24 protein-coding genes are annotated in these 19,810 nt (G+C 70.9%); 6 read left to right on the top strand and 18 right to left on the bottom strand.

The window, feature by feature from the left end; genetic code table 11:
• Position 1: 1 nt before the first annotated feature.
• Both MUY14_RS45520 and MUY14_RS45515 read right to left on the bottom strand, forming a co-directional pair.
• A complete protein-coding gene (locus tag MUY14_RS45520; RefSeq protein ID WP_247019211.1) occupies positions 2-526 on the bottom strand; it encodes an adenylate kinase in 525 nt (174 codons plus the stop codon).
• Positions 510-974 carry an Lrp/AsnC family transcriptional regulator gene (locus MUY14_RS45515; protein WP_247019209.1) on the bottom strand — a complete coding sequence of 155 codons (465 nt, stop codon included), beginning with the start codon at positions 972-974 and terminating at the stop codon, positions 510-512. The genes MUY14_RS45520 and MUY14_RS45515 overlap by 17 nt, the downstream gene beginning before the upstream one ends.
• Positions 975-1,067: 93 nt before the next feature.
• On the opposite strand from MUY14_RS45515, the gene MUY14_RS45510 reads away from it, so the two are divergent.
• The 3 genes from MUY14_RS45510 to tsaA are packed head-to-tail and all read left to right on the top strand — an operon-like array spanning position 1,068 to position 2,736.
• Complete coding sequence (locus MUY14_RS45510) at positions 1,068-1,907, top strand: LLM class flavin-dependent oxidoreductase (protein ID WP_247019207.1); 840 nt, start codon at positions 1,068-1,070, stop codon at positions 1,905-1,907.
• Positions 1,904-2,329, top strand: coding sequence for a nucleoside deaminase (locus MUY14_RS45505; RefSeq protein WP_247019204.1), 426 nt, complete (start codon positions 1,904-1,906; stop codon positions 2,327-2,329). The genes MUY14_RS45510 and MUY14_RS45505 overlap by 4 nt, the downstream gene beginning before the upstream one ends.
• A complete protein-coding gene (gene tsaA / locus MUY14_RS45500) occupies positions 2,326-2,736 on the top strand; it encodes a tRNA (N6-threonylcarbamoyladenosine(37)-N6)-methyltransferase TrmO (RefSeq protein ID WP_247019203.1) in 411 nt (136 codons plus the stop codon). Before MUY14_RS45505 ends, tsaA begins: the two co-directional genes overlap by 4 nt.
• Here the strand turns inward: tsaA and MUY14_RS45495 are convergent, their stop codons facing one another.
• The 8 genes from MUY14_RS45495 to MUY14_RS45460 all read right to left on the bottom strand — a co-directional run bounded on the left by MUY14_RS45495 (position 2,737) and on the right by MUY14_RS45460 (position 10,998).
• Complete coding sequence (locus MUY14_RS45495; protein ID WP_247019201.1) at positions 2,737-4,503, bottom strand: 3-hydroxyacyl-CoA dehydrogenase family protein; 1,767 nt, start codon at positions 4,501-4,503, stop codon at positions 2,737-2,739.
• A gap of 118 nt (positions 4,504-4,621) precedes the next feature.
• Positions 4,622-5,293, bottom strand: coding sequence for a dihydroxyacetone kinase phosphoryl donor subunit DhaM (dhaM, locus tag MUY14_RS45490; protein WP_247019199.1), 672 nt, complete (start codon positions 5,291-5,293; stop codon positions 4,622-4,624).
• Complete coding sequence (dhaL, locus tag MUY14_RS45485; protein ID WP_247019197.1) at positions 5,290-5,919, bottom strand: dihydroxyacetone kinase subunit DhaL; 630 nt, start codon at positions 5,917-5,919, stop codon at positions 5,290-5,292. The genes dhaM and dhaL overlap by 4 nt, the downstream gene beginning before the upstream one ends.
• The gene (dhaK, locus tag MUY14_RS45480; RefSeq protein ID WP_247019195.1) at positions 5,919-6,920 is read right to left on the bottom strand and encodes a dihydroxyacetone kinase subunit DhaK; all 1,002 of its coding nucleotides are present in this window, start codon (positions 6,918-6,920) and stop codon (positions 5,919-5,921) included. Before dhaK ends, dhaL begins: the two co-directional genes overlap by 1 nt.
• 67 nt (positions 6,921-6,987) lie before the next feature.
• Positions 6,988-7,992, bottom strand: coding sequence for a DUF3558 domain-containing protein (locus MUY14_RS45475; RefSeq protein ID WP_247019193.1), 1,005 nt, complete (start codon positions 7,990-7,992; stop codon positions 6,988-6,990).
• A 47-nt stretch (positions 7,993-8,039) separates the two neighbouring features.
• Positions 8,040-8,324 carry a hypothetical protein gene (locus tag MUY14_RS45470; protein ID WP_247019191.1) on the bottom strand — a complete coding sequence of 95 codons (285 nt, stop codon included), beginning with the start codon at positions 8,322-8,324 and terminating at the stop codon, positions 8,040-8,042.
• Between the two features lie 10 nt (positions 8,325-8,334).
• A complete protein-coding gene (locus tag MUY14_RS45465; protein ID WP_247019189.1) occupies positions 8,335-10,032 on the bottom strand; it encodes a sodium:solute symporter family protein in 1,698 nt (565 codons plus the stop codon).
• Positions 10,033-10,221: 189 nt separating this feature from the next.
• Positions 10,222-10,998, bottom strand: a complete 777-nt coding sequence (locus MUY14_RS45460) for a hypothetical protein (RefSeq protein WP_247019187.1) — start codon at positions 10,996-10,998, stop codon at positions 10,222-10,224.
• Positions 10,999-11,410: 412 nt separating this feature from the next.
• Here MUY14_RS45460 and MUY14_RS45455 point away from each other — a divergent pair, with 412 nt between their 5' ends.
• Complete coding sequence (locus MUY14_RS45455) at positions 11,411-12,103, top strand: ribosomal protein L7/L12 (protein WP_247019185.1); 693 nt, start codon at positions 11,411-11,413, stop codon at positions 12,101-12,103.
• An 8-nt stretch (positions 12,104-12,111) separates the two neighbouring features.
• Here MUY14_RS45455 and MUY14_RS45450 read toward each other — a convergent pair whose 3' ends face one another.
• Together MUY14_RS45450 and nucS are read right to left on the bottom strand one after the other, a co-directional pair.
• Positions 12,112-12,318: a DUF1653 domain-containing protein gene (locus MUY14_RS45450; protein WP_247019183.1), complete on the bottom strand. Its 207-nt coding sequence runs from the start codon at positions 12,316-12,318 to the stop codon at positions 12,112-12,114.
• 1 nt (position 12,319) lies between these two features.
• Positions 12,320-12,979, bottom strand: a complete 660-nt coding sequence (gene nucS, locus MUY14_RS45445; RefSeq protein WP_247019181.1) for an endonuclease NucS — start codon at positions 12,977-12,979, stop codon at positions 12,320-12,322.
• 37 nt (positions 12,980-13,016) lie between these two features.
• On the opposite strand from nucS, the gene MUY14_RS45440 reads away from it, so the two are divergent.
• Positions 13,017-13,562 carry an NUDIX hydrolase gene (locus MUY14_RS45440; protein WP_247019179.1) on the top strand — a complete coding sequence of 182 codons (546 nt, stop codon included), beginning with the start codon at positions 13,017-13,019 and terminating at the stop codon, positions 13,560-13,562.
• Here MUY14_RS45440 and MUY14_RS45435 read toward each other — a convergent pair.
• From MUY14_RS45435 to MUY14_RS45420, 4 genes are all read right to left on the bottom strand, one after another.
• A complete protein-coding gene (locus tag MUY14_RS45435) occupies positions 13,534-13,998 on the bottom strand; it encodes a DUF2867 domain-containing protein (RefSeq protein ID WP_247019177.1) in 465 nt (154 codons plus the stop codon). The genes MUY14_RS45440 and MUY14_RS45435 overlap by 29 nt on opposite strands.
• Positions 13,995-14,495, bottom strand: coding sequence for a TetR/AcrR family transcriptional regulator (locus MUY14_RS45430; RefSeq protein ID WP_247019176.1), 501 nt, complete (start codon positions 14,493-14,495; stop codon positions 13,995-13,997). The genes MUY14_RS45435 and MUY14_RS45430 overlap by 4 nt, the downstream gene beginning before the upstream one ends.
• A gap of 75 nt (positions 14,496-14,570) precedes the next feature.
• Complete coding sequence (locus tag MUY14_RS45425) at positions 14,571-15,344, bottom strand: enoyl-CoA hydratase-related protein (protein ID WP_247019175.1); 774 nt, start codon at positions 15,342-15,344, stop codon at positions 14,571-14,573.
• Positions 15,341-16,300 carry a GlxA family transcriptional regulator gene (locus MUY14_RS45420; RefSeq protein ID WP_247019174.1) on the bottom strand — a complete coding sequence of 320 codons (960 nt, stop codon included), beginning with the start codon at positions 16,298-16,300 and terminating at the stop codon, positions 15,341-15,343. The genes MUY14_RS45425 and MUY14_RS45420 overlap by 4 nt, the downstream gene beginning before the upstream one ends.
• A 71-nt stretch (positions 16,301-16,371) precedes the next feature.
• Between MUY14_RS45420 and MUY14_RS45415 the strand changes: the two genes are divergently transcribed.
• The gene (locus tag MUY14_RS45415) at positions 16,372-16,914 is read left to right on the top strand and encodes a cysteine hydrolase family protein (protein ID WP_247019173.1); all 543 of its coding nucleotides are present in this window, start codon (positions 16,372-16,374) and stop codon (positions 16,912-16,914) included.
• Here the strand turns inward: MUY14_RS45415 and MUY14_RS45410 are convergent.
• Both MUY14_RS45410 and MUY14_RS45405 read right to left on the bottom strand, forming a co-directional pair.
• The gene (locus tag MUY14_RS45410; protein ID WP_281506234.1) at positions 16,907-18,922 is read right to left on the bottom strand and encodes a protein meaA; all 2,016 of its coding nucleotides are present in this window, start codon (positions 18,920-18,922) and stop codon (positions 16,907-16,909) included. The two genes, MUY14_RS45415 and MUY14_RS45410, sit on opposite strands and share 8 nt — an antisense overlap.
• 248 nt (positions 18,923-19,170) lie before the next feature.
• A complete protein-coding gene (locus MUY14_RS45405) occupies positions 19,171-19,692 on the bottom strand; it encodes a PH domain-containing protein (RefSeq protein WP_247019171.1) in 522 nt (173 codons plus the stop codon).
• Positions 19,693-19,810 lie beyond the last annotated feature (118 nt).

Genomic DNA, 19,810 nt, shown 5'->3' with positions numbered 1-19,810 from the left:
GTCAGAGGTTCTCGAGCCAGCGGCGCGTCTCGCGCGGGGAGGTGTGCCGGACGACGACCGGGCCCGGCGACTCGGCGGCCCACGCCCGGATCCGCGCGCGCTTCGTCGCGAACGACGTGAAGTGCCAGCGGATGATCGAGTCCGCCGAGAACACCTGGCGGACCGACTCGACGTTGCCGTTGCAGATCCGCTCGCGGGTCACCGAGCGCAGCACCGTCCGGCGCACCAACCGGCCCAGCGACAGCCAGCGCGGGTAGTCGAGCCCCACCACGAGCTGGGTGCGCGCCAGCACGACGTCCCGCCACTTCCCGTACGCGGCGTCGAGGACCCACCGCTCCCCCGCGCAGACCTCGGCGATCCGGCGGCGCTGCTCCTCGTTCGGCACCGGCACCCAGCCCGGCTGCCAGCTCAGGTCGTCCGCCGAAACGTAGGGCAGGCCGGTCCGTTCGGCGATGCGGGCGGCGAGCGCCGACTTGCCCGAGCCGGTCACGCCGTAGACGACGATGCGCTCAGGCACCGGGGTCACGGGCGGGCTCCTGCGGACCGCGGTAGGGCAGGGTCTGGCTGTACACGACGTTCGTGGTGGTGCTGCCGAACTGGGCGAGCTCGTCCATCGTGTGCTCGAGGTGGGCCATCGAGGCGGCGGCGATCTTGAGCGTGTAGCAGTCGTCGCCGGTGGTGCGCAGGCATTCGAGGATCTCGAGGCGATCGGCGAGCAGCTTGTGCAGGGCCTCGTGCCGGCTGCCGGGGTACTTCAGCCGGACGACGGCGAGCACCGCGTAGCCGACCTTGCCGAGGTCGATCTGCGCGCGGTAACCGGTGATCACGCCGGTGGCTTCGAGCCGGCGGAGCCGTTCGGTCGTCGCGGACGCGCTGAGGTTGACCCGGCGGCCCAGCTCGGTGAGCGGCAGCCGGGCGTCGCGCTGGAGCTCGACGAGGATCGCCCAGTCCGTCTGATCGAGACTCTCGGTCATTCGCCGAATGTACCGCGAGATCCACGGCCCGAGCCGGCCAACGCCGTGATTGTTCCCTTCCTGCCAGGGCCGCGGCGCCGATAGCCTTTTCCGGTGAAGATCGGCGTGAACGTCCCCAACTTCGGTCCCGGCACGGATCCGGGCGTGCTGCGCGCGTGGGCGCGGACGGTGGAAGGCCTCGGCTACGACCTGCTGATGGTGTCCGACCACGTCGCCATCACGCCGGACGTCGCCGGGCAGTACCCGGCGCCGTTCTACGAGCCGTTCACGACGCTGTCGTGGCTGGCCGGGGTCACCGAGCGGGTGCGGCTCGGGACCACCGTGCTGGTCGTGCCGTACCGGCACCCCCTGCTGGTGGCCCGGATGGCGGCGAACCTCGACGCGCTGAGTGGCGGCCGGCTGGTGCTCGGCGCCGGCATCGGCTGGGCGAAGCAGGAGTTCGACGCACTGGGCGTGCCGTTCGGGCAACGCGGGAAGCTCACCACCGAGTACCTCCGGACGATCCGCGCGGCCTGGGCCGACCACGACGACTACCGCGCGGGCCCGATCCCGCTCTGGCTGGGCGGCCACAGCGACGCCGGCCTGCGCCGCGCGATCGAGCTCGGCGACGCGTGGCACCCGCTGCGGCTGACGATGGCCGGCTTCCGGGAAGGCTTGGCACGGCTGGAAAAGCTGGCCGGTGACCGGTCGGCGCCTGCCTTCGCGCCGCGGATCCTCCTGCGGCTGACCGGGGCACCGGTGACCGGGCCGGGCCGGCGCGCCGGCGAAGGCACCCTCGAACAGGTCCTCGACGACCTGACGCAGCTGCGCGAGCTGGGCGCGGAGACCGTCGTGCTCGACCCGTTCGACACGGACCCGGCCGAAACCCTCCACCCGGAGGTGGCGTGGCGTGACCTCGCGGCGATCGCCGCGTCCTGGAAGGAGAACCGGTGAAGAAAGCCGAAGAAACCCTGCTGCGGCGGGCGATCGAGCTGGCCCGCGAAGCGCGCGAGGAGCACGGCAACCCGCCGTTCGGCTCGCTGCTGGCCGACGCCGACGGCAAGGTGATCGCCGAAGACCGCAACACGTCGATCACCGACAACGACATCACGTCGCACCCGGAGCTGAAGCTGGCGCGCTGGGCCGCCCAGAACCTGGACCCGGAAACGGCCGCGGCGACGACGATGTACACCAGCACCCAGCCGTGCGGGATGTGCACCGGCGCGATCGAGCGGTCCGGGCTGGGCCGCGTCGTGTACGCGCTCTCGACCGAGCAGTTCCTCACCCTGCGTCCGCCGGTCGAGTGGGGCTACGAACTCGACGGCCCCGCCCTGTTCGACGAGGCCCGCGTGCCGGTCGAGGGCTACTACACGTGACGGGCTACGAGGTCCGCCCGGTGGCCCACGTGGAATCGCCCCTGACCCACCGGAGCGCAGCGCCGAAACAAGGCGCCGAGGGCGCCCCACCGGCCTGGGTGGTCTTCGCCCCGGAGTTCCACGCGGCCGCGGCCGACCTGAAACCGGGCGACCGCCTGGTCCTCCTCACGTGGCTGCACGAAGCCGACCGCGAAGTCCAGGCGGTCCGCCCCCGCGGCGACCCGGCCCGCCCCACGACGGGCGTGTTCTCGACGCGCTCCCCGGACCGCCCGAACCCGATCGGCCTGCACCCGGTCACCGTGACCGCGGCGGAAGGCGGCACGCTCACGGTGACCGGGCTGGAAGCCATCGACGGCACGCCGATCCTGGACGTCAAGCCGGTCCTGAGCGAGGTGGCCGGGCGCTGATCAGTAGGTCTTGAAGCCCTTTCCGGTCTTCCGCCCCAGCCGCCCGGCGGTCACGAGGTGCTCCAGCAGCGGCGCCGGGGCGAAGCCCTCCTCGCGGAACTCGAGGTACAACGTCCGCTGGATCGCCAGCGAGACGTCCAAGCCGACGACGTCCAGCAGCTCGAACGGGCCCATCGGCAAGCCGCAGCCGACCTTCATGGCCGTGTCGATGTCGTCCGCCTCCGCGTAGTGGGCTTCCAGCATCTTCACCGCGTCGTTGAGGTACGGGAACAGCAGCGCGTTGACGATGAACCCCGCGCGGTCGCCACAGTGGACGGCGTGCTTGCCGACCGCCGCGCAGACCGCGCTCGCCGTCGACACCACGTCCGGGGCGGTCGCGATCGTCGACACCACCTCGACGAGCTTCATCACCGGGGCCGGGTTGAAGAAGTGGAGACCGACCACATCGGACGGCCGCGAAGTCGCCGCCGCGCACTCGATCACCGGCAGCGAGGACGTCGTCGTGGCGAGCACCGCGCCGGGGCGGACCACCTCGTCCAAAGCCGCGAACACCGCCTGCTTCACCGGCAGTTCCTCGGCCACCGCCTCGACGACCAGGTCGACGTCGGCCAGTGCCTCGAAGTCCGTCACCGGGGTGATCCGGGCCAGTGCCGCCGCAGCATCCTCTTCGGACAGTTTGCCGCGGACCACGGCCTTGTCGAGCGACTTCTTCACCTTCGCCACCGACGCTTCGGCCTTCTCCATGCTCCGGGCGCGCAGCACGACGTCGAGGCCGCGCTTGGCGAACACCTCCGCGATGCCGGTGGCCATCGTCCCGGTGCCGACCACGCCGACCCGCGCGACCGGCCTCGGCGGCACCGAGTCCACAGTGGACGCAGTATCGGAAGCGACCACGTTCGGCGAGTCCGGGGCGTCGTAGGTGTAGAAGCCGCGGCCGGTCTTGCGGCCGAGCAGGCCGGCCGTGATCATCTGCTTGAGCAGCGGCGCCGGGGCGTGCAGGCGGTTGCGGGACTGGTGGTACATCGTGTCGAGGATTTCGTTCGCGGTGTCCAGCCCGATCAGGTCGAGCAGCGCGAGCGGGCCCATCGGGTAGCCGCAGCCGAAGCGCATCGCGGCGTCGAGGTCTTCGCGCGTGGCGTAGCGCTGCTCGTACATCCGCACCGCGTGGTTGAGGTAGCCGAACAGCAGCGCGTTCGCGATGAACCCGGCCCGGTCGCCGATCACCACCGGCACCTTGCCGAGCCGCTCGGCGAACTCGACCACCTCGGTGACCACCTCCGGCTCGGTCACCACCGTCTTCACGATTTCGACGAGCTTCTGCACCGGCGCCGGGTTGAAGAAGTGCATGCCGACGACCTTGCCGGGACGCGTGGTGTGCACGCCGATCTCGGTGATCGACAGCGAAGACGTGTTGGACGCGAACACGACTTCGGGCCGGGTGATCTTGTCGAGCTCGGTGAAGACGTCGGCCTTCAGTTCGAGGCTCTCCGGGATCGCCTCGATCACGAGGTCCACATCGGACAGATCGGAAAGTGAAGTGCCGTAACGGATCCGACCCAGCAGCGCGTCACGACCGGCAGAATCCAGCTTGCCGCCGGAGAGCGCCCGTTCGGTCGAGTGCCGCAGGTGCCCGCGACCTCGCGCGACCCCCGCTTCGTCGAGCTCGACCGTGACGACGTCGAGCCCGCTGCGCGCGAGCACTTCGGCGATCCCGGCCCCCATCGTGCCCAGGCCGATCACTCCGACCGTCGAAATGTCCCGCGTCATCGAGGCCTCCAGAGATGTTACTCGCTGGTAATTGCCCCGATACTGCCACGCGGAACCGCGCGAAGCCCAGACGGAATCGAGTCAGTACGGCTCAAGTCACCCGGTCGGCGAACGCGGCTCACTCGCCGAAATTGCCGTCCACGAGCTCCTTTGCCTTCTGCAGCGCCGCAGCGGCCTGCGGGCCGCGGGCCCGCAAAAGAATCCGGTCACCCTGCCGGGCGCCGAGCGACATGAGGGCCAGCACACTGCGGCCGTCGGCCTCCTGGTCACCGAGCCGGACGGTGACCTCGGCGTCGAACTCGCTGAGCGTGCGCACCAGCACCGCGGCGGGCCGGGCGTGCAGCCCGACGTCGTTGCGCAGCTCCAGCTCGACTTCGGCGCCGCCCGCCGTGGCCTCGGCCGGCTCGAGGTCCTCGGGGATCCCGGCCGCCGCGGCGGCCTCGGCCACCGCCTTGCGGTCCTGCCCCGCCTGCGCCGCGACGGCCGCCGCGATCGCGCCCTCGACCAGCGGGCCGTCCGCGACGATGGCCGCCGACGGGTCGGCCAGCGATTCGACGGCCAGCTCGGCGGTCATCTGCGCGCTGCCGAGGTCGTAGAGCAGCACGACGCCGTCGCCGCGGTCGGCGCGCTGGGTGGCTGCGACCACCTCGTCGTAGTCCGTGCCGATCGAGCCGTCGGAGAGGCCGCCGGCCGGCACGATGGTGACGTCGGGCGCCATCTGGGCGGCCAGCTCGGCCAGGCCCTCGGCGAGTTTGGCGCTGTGCGAAACGAGCACGATCCCCACGCTCACCGGGCCGCCTCCGCGAACGCGCGCAGCAGCAGCGCCGACGACCGGGCGCCGGGGTCCAGGTGCCCGACCGCGCGCTCGCCGAGGTAGGACGCCCGGCCCTTGCGCGGTACCAGATCCACTGTGGACTCCGCGCCGCGGTCGGCCGCGTCGGCCGCGGCGGTCAGCACCGCGGCGACGTCACCGCCGTCCTCCGCTGCCTTCTCCGCGGCCGAGACCGCGGGGATCAGGGCGTCGACCATGGTCGCGTCGCCACCGACGGCCTTCCCGCGGGCCTGGACGCCTTCGAGGCCGGCGCGCAGCGCGTCCAGCAACGCCGGGACGTCGAGGTCGGCGGCCGCGCCCAGCTTGGCCGAGGCACGCAGGAAAGCCGTGCCGTACAACGGGCCCGCGGCCCCGCCCACCTTGGAGATCAACGTCGTCGCGACGAGCTTCAGTACCCCGCCCGGCGTGTCCGGCGCACCGGCGTCGAGCGCCGCGACGACGGCCGTGAACCCGCGGTTCAGGTTCTCGCCGTGGTCGCCGTCACCGATCGCGCGGTCGAGCTCGACCAGTTCCGCGCGGTGCTCGGCGACCACCGCAGCGGCGGCGCGCACGGCCGCCGCGACTCCCTCGGCCTTGCAGGTCATCAGAGCCCCCACCGCAGCGCCGCGGTGTTGACCGGCGCGTCCCAGAGCTCGGTCAGCTCGTCGTCCAGTTTGAGCAACGTCAGACTCATCCCCTGCATCTCGAGGCTGGTGATGTACGGGCCGACCAGCCGGCGTTCGACCACGATCCCACGCTCGGCCAGCAGCCGCTCGGCGATGCCGTGGGCCAGGTACAGCTCGACGAGCGGGGTGCCGCCCATGGAGTTGGTGAAGAGCAGGACGCGGTCGCCGGACGCGAAGGGCAGGTCCGAGACGACGGCATCGACCAGCCGCGCCACCAGCGCGTCGGCCGGTTCGAGCGGGATCCGTTCGCGGCCGGGCTCGCCGTGGATGCCGATGCCGAACTCGACCTCGCCGTCGTCGAGGTCGAAGCTCGGGGTGCCGGCGTGCGGCACGGTCGGCGCGGTCAGCGCGACACCGATCGACCGGACCCGGCCGATCACCTTCTCCGCCAGCGCGGTCACGGCGTCGAGCGAGTCCCGGCGCTCGGCGGCGGCGCCGGTGATCTTCTCCAGCAGCACCGTCCCGCCGACCCCGCGGCGGCCGGCGGTGTAGGTCGAGTCCTTGACCGCGACGTCGTCGTCGATCACGACGCTGCGCACCTCGAGGCCCTCGGCGGCGGCCAGCTCGGCGGCCGTCTCGAAGTTCAGCACGTCCCCGGTGTAGTTCTTGACGATGAGCAGCGCGCCCGCGTCGCCGGTGGTCGCGGTGACGGCGGCCTGCACGGCGTCCGGCGTCGGCGAGGTGAACACGGCGCCGGGTACGGCGGCGGCGAGCATGCCCTGGCCGACGAAGCCCCCGTGCAGCGGTTCGTGCCCGGACCCGCCCCCGGAGATCACGGCGACCTTGCCCGCGACCGGCGCGTCGGCCCGGACGACGACATCGGGGTCGTACTGGACGCGCAGGACGTCGGAGTGCGCGGCGGCGAGGCCCCGCAGCGACTCCGCGACCACGTTCGCCGGATCGTTGATGATCTTCTTCACGGCAACCTCCGGCACATCGGCGGGTGGGGTGCCCCCTTCCTACCTCGCCGCGCGGCCGACCGCCAGATCAGGGTTTGGGGAGCTTCGTGACGACGTTTTTCGCGACGGTCACCGCTTTGCCGCACGGGTCGTCGTCGGCCGGTTCGGCGGCGTAGCTGCCGTAGTCCACTTGGGCCAGTTCGACGTCGTCGCCCTCCCAGGGCCGGTGCTGCCACTCCACCGTGCACCGCGACGAGCTCGTGCTGGTCTGCTTCCGGAACGCGGTGACGCCGCCGCCGATGTCCACCTTGGAGTAACCGTCGCCGACGATCGGGGGCAGGCCCGGCCGGAACTTGACGGTGACCGTCGGGTCCGTTCCGTTGCTCTTCCAGTCGCACGAGTGCAGCCCCGAGGGCACGGACTTCGCCGACGGCACGGCGGCGCTCACCGCCGAAGTGTCGGCCATCGCGCACGGGTCGGCGGTCAGCGTGGTGCCCGGCGGCGTCGAGTACTTCTCCGGCGAGTTGTGCACCTTCTGGACGGCCGCCTCCAGCACCGCCTGCCCGGGACGGCACGGGTCGCCCGGGTAGGTGACCGACACGGTGAGCCCCAGGTCCGGGTTCAGCGCCGTCATCGCCGCGAGCATGCAGTCGGTGTCGCCGGTCTTGTTGACGCGCAGCGGCAGCCCGCCGACCTGGCCGGTCGTCTTGTCGGCCCGGGGCAGCAGGGTGTTCCCGAGCTCGACCTCGAGCCGCATCTCCTTGCCGCCGGGGTCCTTCACCTTGTTGCTGCAGGTGTCGAAGGCGATCGACGACTGCGACGGGTCGTCCTCGACCGTGCCGAGGCCGAGCGCGCCGAGGGCGTCCTTGGTCAGGAACTGGCACGGCTTGATCGCGCGCAGCACGTTCGTCGCCACGGCGGCGTCGGTGATCGGGCCGTCGGCGACCTGGCCCGTGCCGGCCGCGGCGGGCACCGTCGTCCGCGCGAAGTTGGACCGGCCGAGGTCCTGCCCGCACGCGGTCAGCGGCAGCGCGAGGGCGGTGACCAGCAGGAACAGCTTCGGGAGACGGCGGCGCCGGGCGTGAAGGAGCACGCGGTGCACGGTAGCCGCAACCCCGCGCCGCTGTCCGGACAACCCGGCTATTCGCCCGCGGCGGGCGCCGTGTCTTCCGTCTCGGTCGCGGCCGGCACGACGAGCGGCCGCACCTTCGCCCAGATGATGAAGAGTGCGGAGACGACCAGCATGCCGATCCCGGCCCACAGGTTGATGCGGACGCCGGCCGCCTTCTCGATGTCCGCGTCGGAGGTGAAGGCGATGCCCATCACTGTCAAGATCACGCCGTAGACGCCGATCAGCAGGGCGATGATCAGCCGGATGTCGAAGGCGCCTGCCTTGTGCGGCCGTGCGCCGGACTCGGTAGCCATGCGTGCCTCCCTAGAAGATGACGTTGAGGGCGATGGTCAGGATGAGCACGATGCCCGCGAGCAGGCCCGGCTTGCGGTACCAGCCCGCGTTTTCGCCGGTGTCGTCGTGCTTGAGCGAGTCGCGCGGGGTCAGCGAGTAGACCAGCCCCACGAGCTCCTCGTCCGGCTTCGGCTTGGTGGCCAGCGACACCACGACGCTCGCGACGATGTCGACGACGAACGCGGTCCCGGCGGCGACGAAGCTGATGCCCTGGCCGGTCAGGCCCAGCACCCCGGCCTGCGAGAGGCCCCACACGGTGATCGCCGACGCGGTACCGAGCACGAGGCCGAGCCAGCCGGCCTGCGGCGTCATCCGCTTCCAGAACATGCCCAGGATGAACGTCGCGAACAGCGGCGCGTTGAAGAACGAGAACAGGTCCTGCAGGTAGTTCAGGATGTTGCCGGAGTTCGACGCGATGAACGCCGTGCCGATCGCGAGGATCGTGCCACCGGAGGTCACCACGCGCCCGAGGCGGAGGTAGTAGCCGTCCGGCTTGTCCTTCTTGATGTAGGTCTGCCAGATGTCGTACGTGAAGACGGTGTTGAACGAGCTCAGGTTGGCCGCCATGCCGGCCATGAACGAGGCCAGCAGACCGGCGATCGCGATGCCGAGCATGCCGTTCGGGAGCAGGTCGCGCATCAGCAGCAGGAGGGCGTTGTTGAACGTCACGCCGCTTTCGGCCTTGCCGCCGTCGAGCAGCACCTGCTTGTCCTTGACGTACTCGGACACGCTGACCGCGGCGATCATGCCCGGGATGATGACGATGAACGGGACCAGCATCTTCGGGAAGGCGCCGATGATCGGCGTCCGCCGCGCGGCGGACATGCTCTTCGACGCCATCGCGCGCTGGACCTCGACGAAGTTCGTCGTCCAGTAACCGAACGAGAGGACGAAGCCGAGGCCGAACACGATGCCCAGCACCGAAAGGATGCTGTTGCCGAAGCCGGTCAGGTTGTCACCGGGCCACGAGTGCAGCTGCGCGTCGCCGCCGGGGCTGTTGGTGACCTTGTCGACCAGGCCCTCCCAGCCGCCGACCTTGACCAGGCCGATGATCGTCAGCGGCACCAGCGCGATGACGATCACGAAGAACTGCAGGACCTCGTTGTAGATCGCGGCGGAGAGGCCGCCGAGCGCGGTGTAGGACAGCACGATCGCGGCGGCGATGATGATCGAGACCCACAGCGGCCAGCCGAGCAGCAGGTTCACGACACTGGCCAGCAGGAACAGGTTCGCGCCCGCGATCAGGATCTGAGCGGCGGCGAAGCTGATGCCGTTGACCAGGTGGGCCGGCTTGCCGAAGCGCCGGCGCATGAACTCGGGGACGCTGCGGACCTTGGAGCCGTAGTAGAACGGCATCATCACGATGCCGAGGAACAGCATCGCCGGGATGGCGCCGATCCAGAAATAGTGCACGGTCGGCAGGCCGTACTGGGCGCCGTTGGCCGACATTCCCATCACCTCGACCGCGCCGAGGTTCGCCGAAATGAACGCCAGGCCGGTGACCCAGGCGGGCAGCGACCGGCCGGACAGGAAGAAGTCGAGGCTGCTGGACACCTGACGCCGTGCCAGGTACCCGATGCCGAGTACGAGCACGAAATAGAACGCCAACTCGATGTAGTCGATCGCGCTCGCGTCGAGTCGCAGGTTCGCATCGGCTAGGACGAGCACCCGACCCACCTCTTTCAAACTGGACAACAACCCACAGGAATCCCCACTACCCTGTCGGATCGGGACAGTACTGCATGGATTCAGGGTCGGCACGCTGACGTGTCCGAAGTGGCCGGAGGGCGCGTCCCCCCTGGCATTCACCTGGGGAAACGCGCCCTCGTTTTCACGCGCCGCGGGAGCGGCAGCCGATCACCGGTCGGTCGGGACGGCGATTTCGCCTTCCTCTTCGATCAGCCGGGCCAGGACGGCGTCGGGCAGGTAGGTCCGGTGCGGGTAGCCCGGGCCCCAGGAGTTGAGGATCGGCACGGCGCCGAGCTCGTCGGCCCGCGGGTTGCCGAGCACGGCGTGCACGTCGTCGACCGACTTGGCCCAGCGGAACGCCTTGATGCCCTGCTTGGCTTCCGGCACGTACTGCTCGCGCTTCTGCCAGTCGTCGCCGGCGTAGGAGTTGTCCCAGAGGACGTGCCCCGCTTCGGCGAGCACCTCGGCCGCGGCGCGGACGGACGTGCCGTTGTCGTCGCCGGGGTTGGTCTCGGGCCACTCGTCGCGCTTCTTGGCCGAGTCCCACAGCCAGCGGGCGGTGTACTCGCTGCCGTTGAAGATCGACATGCACCGCGACCAGCCGAAGCCGACGCAGGCGCCTTCGCGGCCCTGGTCGTAGAACGTGTACCAGGCGTCGGTGTCCGGCGTCCCGCCCGGTTCGAGGCACACGCAGTGCCCGCCGCGGACCCGGCCGAGCTTCTCGGCCCCGGCCCGCGCGATGAAGAACTCGCCGGAGGTCTCGTCCTGTTCCGGCTCGTCGAACGCGGAGTACCAGTTGACCCCGATCACGACGGGCGCCCGGGTGGGCCGGTCGTCTTCGGCGAGCGCGGACAACGGATACCTTTCCACGTGCCGCCAGTCGTCCGGAATGAACCGCCCGAGCCGCGGGTCGGCCGGATCGGAACCGAGTGGGCGATAACGCATGACTTCCTCCTCCGTGCAGGCGAAAACGCGCGCACACCGGCCGGCTGGCATGCGCACACGAGCTCGAAGGCGGACTGAAACGCAGGCACGGCAAAGAAAGACGGCCGAGCACACCACCCTCCGGCCACGCCGGAACGCACCGGCGGAACCCCTCGAAACGAGTGTCCCACCGGCACGCGGGAAAGGATCCGCAGCTCACCCGAACAGCGCAGGAATCGACCGAAATAAGACCTGGTCACAGCGCCGCGGCCGACCACGTCAATGATTTCCTTGCGGAGTAAACGAGCCGGAATCAGATACCGGAATCCGGCATCGATCCGGTATCGGCGCGGAGAACGATTACCGCGCCCGCCGTAACGCCGGAGCGCCCCGCGACGACCCGGTGGCCATACCGCAGCCGAAGGGAGCCCGGATGTCACCGTGGGCCGTCGTCGTACTCCTCCTCGCGATCTTCGCCGGAGCGATCGGCGTGAAGGTGATGCGTTCCGCGACAGCGGCGGGCGCGGACCTCGACGAGGGAGTCATCGCGGCCTTCGCGGGCCTGCGGCTGACCCGCACCGCCGTCGTCGAGGGCAGCGGAGACCGGGCGCTGCACCACCCGGTGGCGGGCTTGTCCGCGCGCGTGGAGATCCGGAGCGCCGAACACAGCCGGGTCACCGTGCCGCGAGCACTGTTGCTCGGGCTCCTGGCGCTGGCCGTCAAGAAGAGGGGCTACGAGAGCGAAGCCCACCTCGTCGTCGAAGGGCCCGGGCGGACGATCGAACGGGCGGTCAGCCTCCGGCAGCACCCGGACGGGGCCGCGGCGGCCGAGGAGTTCGCCGCGGCGCTGAACGAGCTCGGCGAACACCCCGGCTCCGGTCACCGCACGCGATCCCGTCCGCCGCACGGCCGGGAACGGTTCGACGTCGCACTGCTCGACGCCGGCGCGCGCCAGGTCGAGGTCGTCCGGGCGGTCCGCCGTCTCGTGCGGGGAATCGGCTTGATCGACGCCAAGGAACTGGTGACCGGGACCCCGTCGATCCTGCTGGAGCAGGTGCCGGAGCCCGAAGCCGAAGCGGCCCGCGAAGAACTCGAGAAGGCCGGCGCCGCCGTCGAACTGCTGTGAAACCCGGGTCAGCTCTCCACGTGCCGGAACCGCGGTACGACGCCGTCGGCCGTTTCCACCGTCTCGGTGAACATCGCCTTCGGGCGCACCCACAGCCCCCTCTCGCCGTACAGCGCGCGGTACACCACGAGCTCTTCCTCGGTCTCGCTGTGCCGGGCCACGCCCAGCACCTCGTACTCGCCGCCCTTGTAGTGGACGTACCGGCCGGGCAGCACCTCAGAACAGCCTGAACTCGTCGGACTCGATGCCGCGCAGCTCGTCGTAGTCCAGGGTCAGGCACCGGATGCCGCGGTCCTCCGCCAGCGTGCGGGCCTGCGGCTTGATGATCTGGGCCGCGAACACGCCCTGCACCGGGGCCAGCAGCGGGTCGCGGTTGAGCAGCTCCAGGTACCGCGTCAGCTGCTCGACGCCGTCGATCTCGCCACGGCGCTTGATCTCCACCGCCACCGAGCCGCCGTCGGCGTCGCGGGCCATGATGTCGACCGGGCCGATCGCCGTCGGGAATTCGCGGCGGACCAGGGTGTAGCCGTCACCGAGGGTCTTGATGTGCTCGGCCAGCAGCTCCTGCAGGTGCGCCTCGACGCCGTCCTTCTGCAGGCCCGGTTCCGCGCCGAGGGCCTGGGTGTAGTCGTGGAAGACCTCCTCGATGGAGATCACCAGCTTTTCGCCCTGCTTGTTCTCGACGATCCAGATCTTGCCGTCCTCGATCAGCCAGCAGGGTGGGCTCATCCAGTTCAACGGCTTGTACGCGCGGTCGTCGGAGTGGACCGACACCGAGCCGTCGGACTTCACGAGCAGCAGGCGGGTGGCCATCGGCAGGTGGGCGGTGAGCCGGCCGGCGTAGTCGACCTGGCACCGCGCGATCACGAGACGCACCCGAGGAGGGTAGGACAGAGTCGGTGATACTGGTCGGGTGGACCCCATTCAGCGTGTCGCGTCCCGTGAGGTGTACCGGAACAACTGGATGACCGTGCGGGAGGACGAAATCCGCCGCCCGGACGGCTCGCCGGGCATCTACGGCGTGATCGACAAACCCGCGTACGCGCTCGTCATCCCGCAGGACGGCGACCGGTTCCAGCTGGTCGAACAGTTCCGCTACCCGGTCGGCGAGCGCCGCTGGGAGTTCCCCCAGGGCACCGCGCCCGACCGGGCCGAGGTGCCGGCCGCCGAGCTCGCCGCGCGCGAGCTGCGCGAGGAAACCGGGCTGCGGGCCGGTTCGATGGTCTCGCTCGGCAAGCTCGACGTCGCCCCCGGCATGAGCAGCCAGCGCGGCTGGGTGTTCCTCGCCACGGACGTCACCGAGGGCGAACCCGAGCGCGAGCACGAAGAGCAGGACATGCGCAGCGCGTGGTTCTCGCGCGCGGACGTCGAGAAGATGATCCTGGCCGGCGAAATCACCGACGCGCAGACGATCGCCGCGTGGGCCCAGCTCATGCTGTACGAGCGGCTCCGGCCTTGAGCATCCCGCGGATCACCAGGTGGTGGAACGGCTTGATCACCGCGAAGTAGGCCGGCCCGACCCGGTTGTGGAAGTGCACGATCGTGCCGAGCCGGAACCCGCGCGGCACCGCCTCGACCGTGAGGTACCCGCTCAGGTGACTGTCGTCGACGCCCGCGACCAGGTAGCGCTCCGGATCACCGGACCGGACGGTGAAGAACGCCACCCGGTCGCCGGGTGCGAACCCGACGTCTTCGGGCCGGAGCCGGCCGGTCTGCGGCACCGAGGCGGTGTCCAGCCGCAGGGCTTTGGCGAGCAGGTAGCGGACGCCGAAGAGCCCCTTCACCCACCACGGCGACCAGCCGAACACGCCCGCGACGAAATCGCGCAGGCTGTTCTCGCTCGCGATCTCCTTGAATTCGACGTAGTCGGCGCCGTCGACGTAAGGCTCGGTCATTTCCGTCTCCCCAGAACGAGTTCCAGCGCGCTCTTGAGCTGCCGGCCGGACAGCGGGGGCACGACCTGCCCGGCGCCGACGACGACCAGGTACAGCGCCTGCGCGAGATCGGCGTCGCCGCTGATCTCGGTCAGGTAGGTCACGCGGGTGCGGTCGACGCGCTCCTGGACCGCCCGCGCTTCGGCGTCCTGCAGGGCCCACGCCCGGACGGCGATCTCCAGCTCCGGCCCGGGTCCCGGCGCGAGGACGAGCTTCAGCAGCGCGCCCAGCCGATCGCCGTCGGCCGCTTCGGCCTGCTCGACGAACCGGGTCGTGCGTTCGGCTTCGAAGTGCTCCAGCAGGGCCGTGCGGAAGCCGCCCATGCCCTTGAAGTGGTGGTAGAACGAGCCCTTCGACAGGCCGAGGCGCTCGGTCAGCCGCTCGATCGTCACCGACGGCGCGCCCTGCTCCGCCAGCAGCACCAGCCCCGCGTCCAGCCAGTCACGTTTCCCTGCCATGGCCATACCATACCGTATGGTACGGAGTGCGGGCGCCAGAAACCGCACTTTCCCTAGGAAAGTGCGGTTTCGGGCTCAGTCGGGCCAGGAGGGTTTGCGCTTCTCCAGGAACGCGGCCATGCCTTCGCGCGCGCCGGGCAGCTGCGACGCCGAGGCCATGACCTCCAGCGCGATCGCGTACGCATCGGCCTCGGGCCGGTCGAGCTGGGCGTAGAGCGTGACCTTGCCCATTGACTTGCTCGCGCGGCTGCCGCGCGTCGCCCGTGCCAGCAGCTCCGCGACGGCGTCGTCGAGCTGCTCGTCGGGAACGACGCGGTTGACCAGGCCCCACTCCAACGCCGTGAGCGCGTCGATGACGTCACCGGTCAGCGCCAGCTCCATCAGGCGCTTGCGGCCGATCGAGCGCGCCACCGGCACCGCCGGCGTGTGGCAGAACCAGCCGCCCTTGCCGCCGGGCAGCGCGAAGCCCGCCGATTCGGCGGCGATCGCGAGGTCGCAGGACGCCACGAGCTGGCAGCCGGCCGCGGTGGCCAGGCCGTGCACCCGCGCGATGACCACCTGCGGCACGGACTCCATCGTCTTCATCAGGTCCGTGCACAGCGTGAGCAGCTCGCGTACGCCCATCAGGTCACGCGCGGCGACGTCGCCGAAGTCGTGGCCGGCGGAGAACACCGGGCCGGCGCCGGCCAGCACGATGCCGGTCGCGTCGGACGTGCCCGCCTCGCGGAACGCGGCGAGCAGCTCCGCCAGGTGGTCGGCGGACAGCGAGTTGCGCCGCGCCGCGCGGTTCATCGTGATCGTGACGGTGTCGCCGTCGCGCTTGACCAGGATGTGTTCGTACTCGGTCATGCTTTGACGGTAACCGGTCGGAACGTGCGCCGGTAGCTGTCCGGGCCGACGCCGACTTCGGCGCGCATCCGCCGCCGCAGGTTCGCCGCCGTCCCCAGTCCGGACCGCTCGGCGACCCGCTCGACCGGCAGCGACGTCGTCTCCAGCAGCCGTTGCGCGAGCCGCACCCGCTGCACGCGCAGCCAGCGCCCCGGGGTGACTCCGGTGGCCGCGGCGAACTCGCGGTGGAACGTCCGTTCGCTCATTCGCGCGTGTCCGACCAGGTCGTCCACGCCGATCCCGGAGCCGAGCCGGGCCAGCGCCCAGTCCATTGTGGACGTCATGCCGGGCCGGGAAGCCGGGGGCAACGGGGTGTCGACGTACTGCCGCTGCCCGCCTTCCCGCGCGGGCGGCATCACCAGGCGGCGGGCGAGCGCGGCGGCGACCTCCGCGCCGTGGTCGCGCCGGACCAGGTACAGGCAGAGGTCGAGGCCGCCGACCACACCCGCGGACGTCAGGACACCGCCGTCGTCGGTGTAGAGCACGTCCCGCTGGAGGTCCGCCCGCGGCGCGACCCGCGCCAACGCGTCGAGATCCCGCCAGTGCGTGGTCGCCGGGCGGCCGTCGAGCAGGCCCGCGGCGGCCAGGGTGAACGCGCCGGAGCACAGCCCGGCGACCGTCCGCCCGTCCCGGTGCGCGCGCCGCAACGCGCTCGTCGCCGCCGGAAGCACCGCGGCGAGCGGGTCGTCGCGGCCCGGGGCCAGCACGAGGTCGCAGCCGTCGAGCCCGGCCAGACCGTGCGTGGCCGCGACGTCACCGAACGGCGACACCGCGGTCCGCGCCCGGCCCGGACTGCACAGCCGGACGGTGAACGGGCCGATCCCGCTGTCCGTCCGGTCCTGGCCCCAGACCTCGCCGACCACCGCGAGGTCGAACATCCGGGTACCGGGCAGCAGCAGAACGCCGATCGTGCGCATGGCAGGAAAGTACCGCATCGCGCGTCTTCTGCCACTCCCCCGAGCCGGCCGGACCGGCGAAACTCGACGACATGACCGAAACGGCACTCATCCTGATCGACGTCCAGCGCGGGTTCGGCGACGCGGCGTTCTGGGGCCCGCGCAACAACCCCGGCGCCGAAGCGAACATGAAGGCGCTGCTCGACGCGTGGCAGGAGCGGCGGCTGCCCGTCGTGCTCGTGCACCACGACTCGGCGAAACCGGACTCGCCGCTGCGGCCCGGCCGGCCCGGCAACGACTTCAAGCCCGAACTCGACGGCGCGCGGCCGGACCTGGTGTTCGGCAAGAAGGTCAACTCGGCCTTCATCGGCGACGTCGACCTCGACGCGTGGCTGCGCAAGCGCGGCATCACCAGCTTCGTCCTGGCCGGGATCCAGACGAACTTCTGCTGCGAAACCACCGCGCGGATGGGCGGGAACCTCGGCTACGACGTGACTTTCGCGCTCGACGCGACGTTCACCTTCGACCTCCCGGAGGTGACGGCCGACGAGCTGTACCGCGTGACGGCGGCGAACCTGGCGAACCAGTTCGCCACCGTCAAGTCCACAAAGGACATCCTGGCGGACCTCAGCTGAGCCCGTTGCGCTCCCGCACGAGGTCGACGATGCCCGCCATGATGTCGGTCAGTTCGTAGTCCTTGGGCGTGAACACCCGGGCGATGCCGCGTTCGGTGAGCAGCGCGGCGTCGTCCGGCGGGATGATCCCGCCGACGATCACCGGCACGTCACCGGCGCCCGCGGCGCGCAGGCCGTCGACGACGTTCGGGACGACTTCCAGGTGCGAGCCGGACAGCACGGACAGCCCGACGACGTGCACGCCCTCCTGCACCGCCGCCGCGACGATCTGCTCGGGCGTCAGCCGGATGCCCTGGTAGACGACCTCGAAACCGACGTCGCGCGCCCGGACGGCGACCTGCTCGGCGCCGTTGGAGTGCCCGTCGAGGCCCGGCTTGCCGACCAGGATCCGCAGCCGCTCGCCCAGTTCGGCTTCGGTGGCGCGGACGCGTTCGCGCACCCGCTCGATCCCCGGATCGCCGTTGCCCGCGGCGGCCGCGGAAACGCCGGTGGGCGCCCGGTATTCGCCGAACACCTCGCGCAGCGCGCCGGACCACTCGCCGGTGGTCACGCCGGCCCGCGCACAGTCCACAGTGGCCTCGAAGAGGTTTTCCGTCGTCTGCGCGCGTTCCTTCAGCGCGGCCAGCGAGCGCTCGACGGCGTCGTTGTCCCGCCCGGTGCGCCACTCTTCGATCGCGGTGACGGCGGCCTTTTCGACGGCGGGGTCGATCGTCTCGATCGCCTTGGCGCCCTCGGCCTGCAGCGGCGACGGCTCGGTCGTCGCGAACTTGTTGACCCCGACCAGGATCCGCTCGCCGTTTTCCATCCCGCGCCGGTATTCCGCGAGGGAGGTGACCAGCTGCGACTTCATGTAGCCGCTCTCGACCGCGGCGACCGCACCCCCGAGGTCCTGCACGCGGGCGATCTCCTCGCGCGCGCCGGCCATGATCTCGTCGACCTTGGCCTGGATGACGTGCGAGCCGTCGAAGATGTCCTCGTACTCCAGCAGGTCCGTCTCGAACGCGAGCACCTGCTGCATCCGCAGCGCCCACTGCTGGTCCCACGGCCGGGGCAGGCCGAGCGCCTCGTTCCAGGCGGGCAGCTGGATCGCGCGGGCGCGCGCGCCGCGGGACAGCGACACCGCGAGCATCTCCAGCACGATCCGCTGGACGTTGTTCTCCGGCTGGGCTTCGGTGAGCCCGAGCGAGTTGACCTGGACGCCGTAGCGCAGGCGGCGCGCCTTCGGATCCGTTACGCCGTAACGGTCCCGCGTGATCTCGTCCCAGAGCGCGGTGAACGCGCGCATCTTGGACATCTCCTCGACGAACCGGACGCCGGCGTTGACGAAGAACGAGATCCGCGCGACCACCTTGGCCATGTCGGCCTGCTCGACCTGCCCGGAGTCGCGGACCGCGTCGAGCACGGCGATCGCGGTGCACAGCGCGTACGCGACCTCCTGCGTCGGCGTCGCGCCGGCTTCCTGCAGGTGGTAGCTGCAGATGTTGATCGGGTTCCACTTCGGCACGTGGTGCACGGTCCACGCGATCATGTCGGTGATCAGCCGCAGGCTCGGCCCCGGCGGGAAGATGTAGGTCCCGCGGGAGAGGTATTCCTTGATGATGTCGTTCTGCGTGGTGCCGGTGAGCTTCGCGAGGACTTCGTCGACGTCGCGCCCCTCGGCTTCGGCCTGCTCGCGCGCCACGGAGACGTACAACGCGAGCAGCCACATGGCCGGCGCGTTGATCGTCATCGACGTGTTCGCCTCGGCGAGCGGGATGCCGTCGAAGAGCCGCCGCATGTCGCCGATGTGCGAGACCGGCACGCCGACCTTGCCGACCTCACCGCGGGAGAGCTGGTGGTCCGGGTCGTAGCCGGTCTGGGTCGGCAGGTCGAACGCCACCGAGAGCCCGGTCTGCCCCTTCGCGAGGTTGCGCCGGTAGAGCTCGTTCGACGCCGCCGCGGACGAGTGCCCCGCGTACGTGCGCATCACCCACGGTCGGTCTCGCTCGTGGTCCGTTGGGTACGGCACTGGGCACCTCCGGCGGTGGACGTTTCGTCGAGTGTACCGACCGGTAACTTTTGGTGGCAGTGGAATCCGACACGTCCGGGTGACTCAGTGCGCGCCCTGCGCCCGCGCGATCAGGTCGCGGACGCGTTCGGCGTCCGGCACCTCGAAGGTCACCGTGCCGCCCCCGCTTTCCCGGTCGACGACCACGGCGAGCTTGGGCGGCCCGCCGTCGGCGTGGGGGAAGATGGCGGTGAACGCGGCCGGTCGCCTCAGGCGGCCGAGGTGTCCGGCTCCGGCGGTGCCTGCCGGGCCTTGGCCTCGTCGATGGCCTTGGCCAGCAGGTCGCGCACGCGCTTCGGCTCGCCGACGCCGATCAGCGTCACCGCACCGGGCGTGCCGAACGTGAGCGTGCCCGTGCGCGACGGTCCGGGCTTGAGGACCGGCGCCGCCAGGCCGGCCAGTTCGCTGGCGCGTTCCTTCTGCCGGAACAGGCCCGAGCGCGCGATGATCCGGCTGTCGGTCACCGCGTACGTCGTGCGCCCGAGCGCGAGGTAGCGGACGAGCGAGCGGCCGATCGCGGCGTACAGCCCGATGGCCAGGACGACCACGGCCGCGACCGCGGTGGCGCCGGCCGGCCGCTGCGCGAGCAGGAACCAGAGCGCGGCGGCGGTGACGACGAGCCCGGCAGGGGCGATCACCCCGTCCGCGGCGACGTAGAGCGGGCGCTGGACCGGCTCTCCCGCCCAGAGCACGCGCTCACCGGGCAGAAGCTCGATTTCCCCTGCTGACATGGCAGAACACTACTCTGCGCGGGCCCCTCCCGCCGAGCCCGCACGCTCCGTGCCCGGCTGGTCGCTGCGCGGCGAACGGTGTGACCGAAATCCGCGAGACCAGGGGCGTTCCCGTCGG

This window comes from Amycolatopsis sp. FBCC-B4732, from assembly GCF_023008405.1.
GTDB classification, from domain to species: Bacteria; Actinomycetota; Actinomycetes; order Mycobacteriales; family Pseudonocardiaceae; genus Amycolatopsis; species Amycolatopsis pretoriensis_A.
Note: the sequence above shows the minus strand (reverse complement) of the source record. Positions and strands in the feature narration are given on the sequence as shown.

Bases quoted from the DNA above. Each gene is read 5' to 3' on its own strand.
- MUY14_RS45515 (WP_247019209.1), bottom strand. From the start codon at position 974: ATGACCGAGAGTCTCGATCAGACGGACTGGGCGATCCTCGTCGAGCTC.
- MUY14_RS45495 (WP_247019201.1), bottom strand. From the start codon at position 4,503: ATGACGCGGGACATTTCGACGGTCGGAGTGATCGGCCTGGGCACGATG.
- dhaL (WP_247019197.1), bottom strand. From the start codon at position 5,919: ATGACCTGCAAGGCCGAGGGAGTCGCGGCGGCCGTGCGCGCCGCCGCT.
- MUY14_RS45470 (WP_247019191.1), bottom strand. From the start codon at position 8,324: ATGGCTACCGAGTCCGGCGCACGGCCGCACAAGGCAGGCGCCTTCGAC.
- MUY14_RS45460 (WP_247019187.1), bottom strand. From the start codon at position 10,998: ATGCGTTATCGCCCACTCGGTTCCGATCCGGCCGACCCGCGGCTCGGG.
- MUY14_RS45455 (WP_247019185.1), top strand. From the start codon at position 11,411: ATGTCACCGTGGGCCGTCGTCGTACTCCTCCTCGCGATCTTCGCCGGA.
- MUY14_RS45435 (WP_247019177.1), bottom strand. From the start codon at position 13,998: ATGACCGAGCCTTACGTCGACGGCGCCGACTACGTCGAATTCAAGGAG.
- MUY14_RS45430 (WP_247019176.1), bottom strand. From the start codon at position 14,495: ATGGCAGGGAAACGTGACTGGCTGGACGCGGGGCTGGTGCTGCTGGCG.
- MUY14_RS45425 (WP_247019175.1), bottom strand. From the start codon at position 15,344: ATGACCGAGTACGAACACATCCTGGTCAAGCGCGACGGCGACACCGTC.
- MUY14_RS45420 (WP_247019174.1), bottom strand. From the start codon at position 16,300: ATGCGCACGATCGGCGTTCTGCTGCTGCCCGGTACCCGGATGTTCGAC.
- MUY14_RS45415 (WP_247019173.1), top strand. From the start codon at position 16,372: ATGACCGAAACGGCACTCATCCTGATCGACGTCCAGCGCGGGTTCGGC.
- MUY14_RS45405 (WP_247019171.1), bottom strand. From the start codon at position 19,692: ATGTCAGCAGGGGAAATCGAGCTTCTGCCCGGTGAGCGCGTGCTCTGG.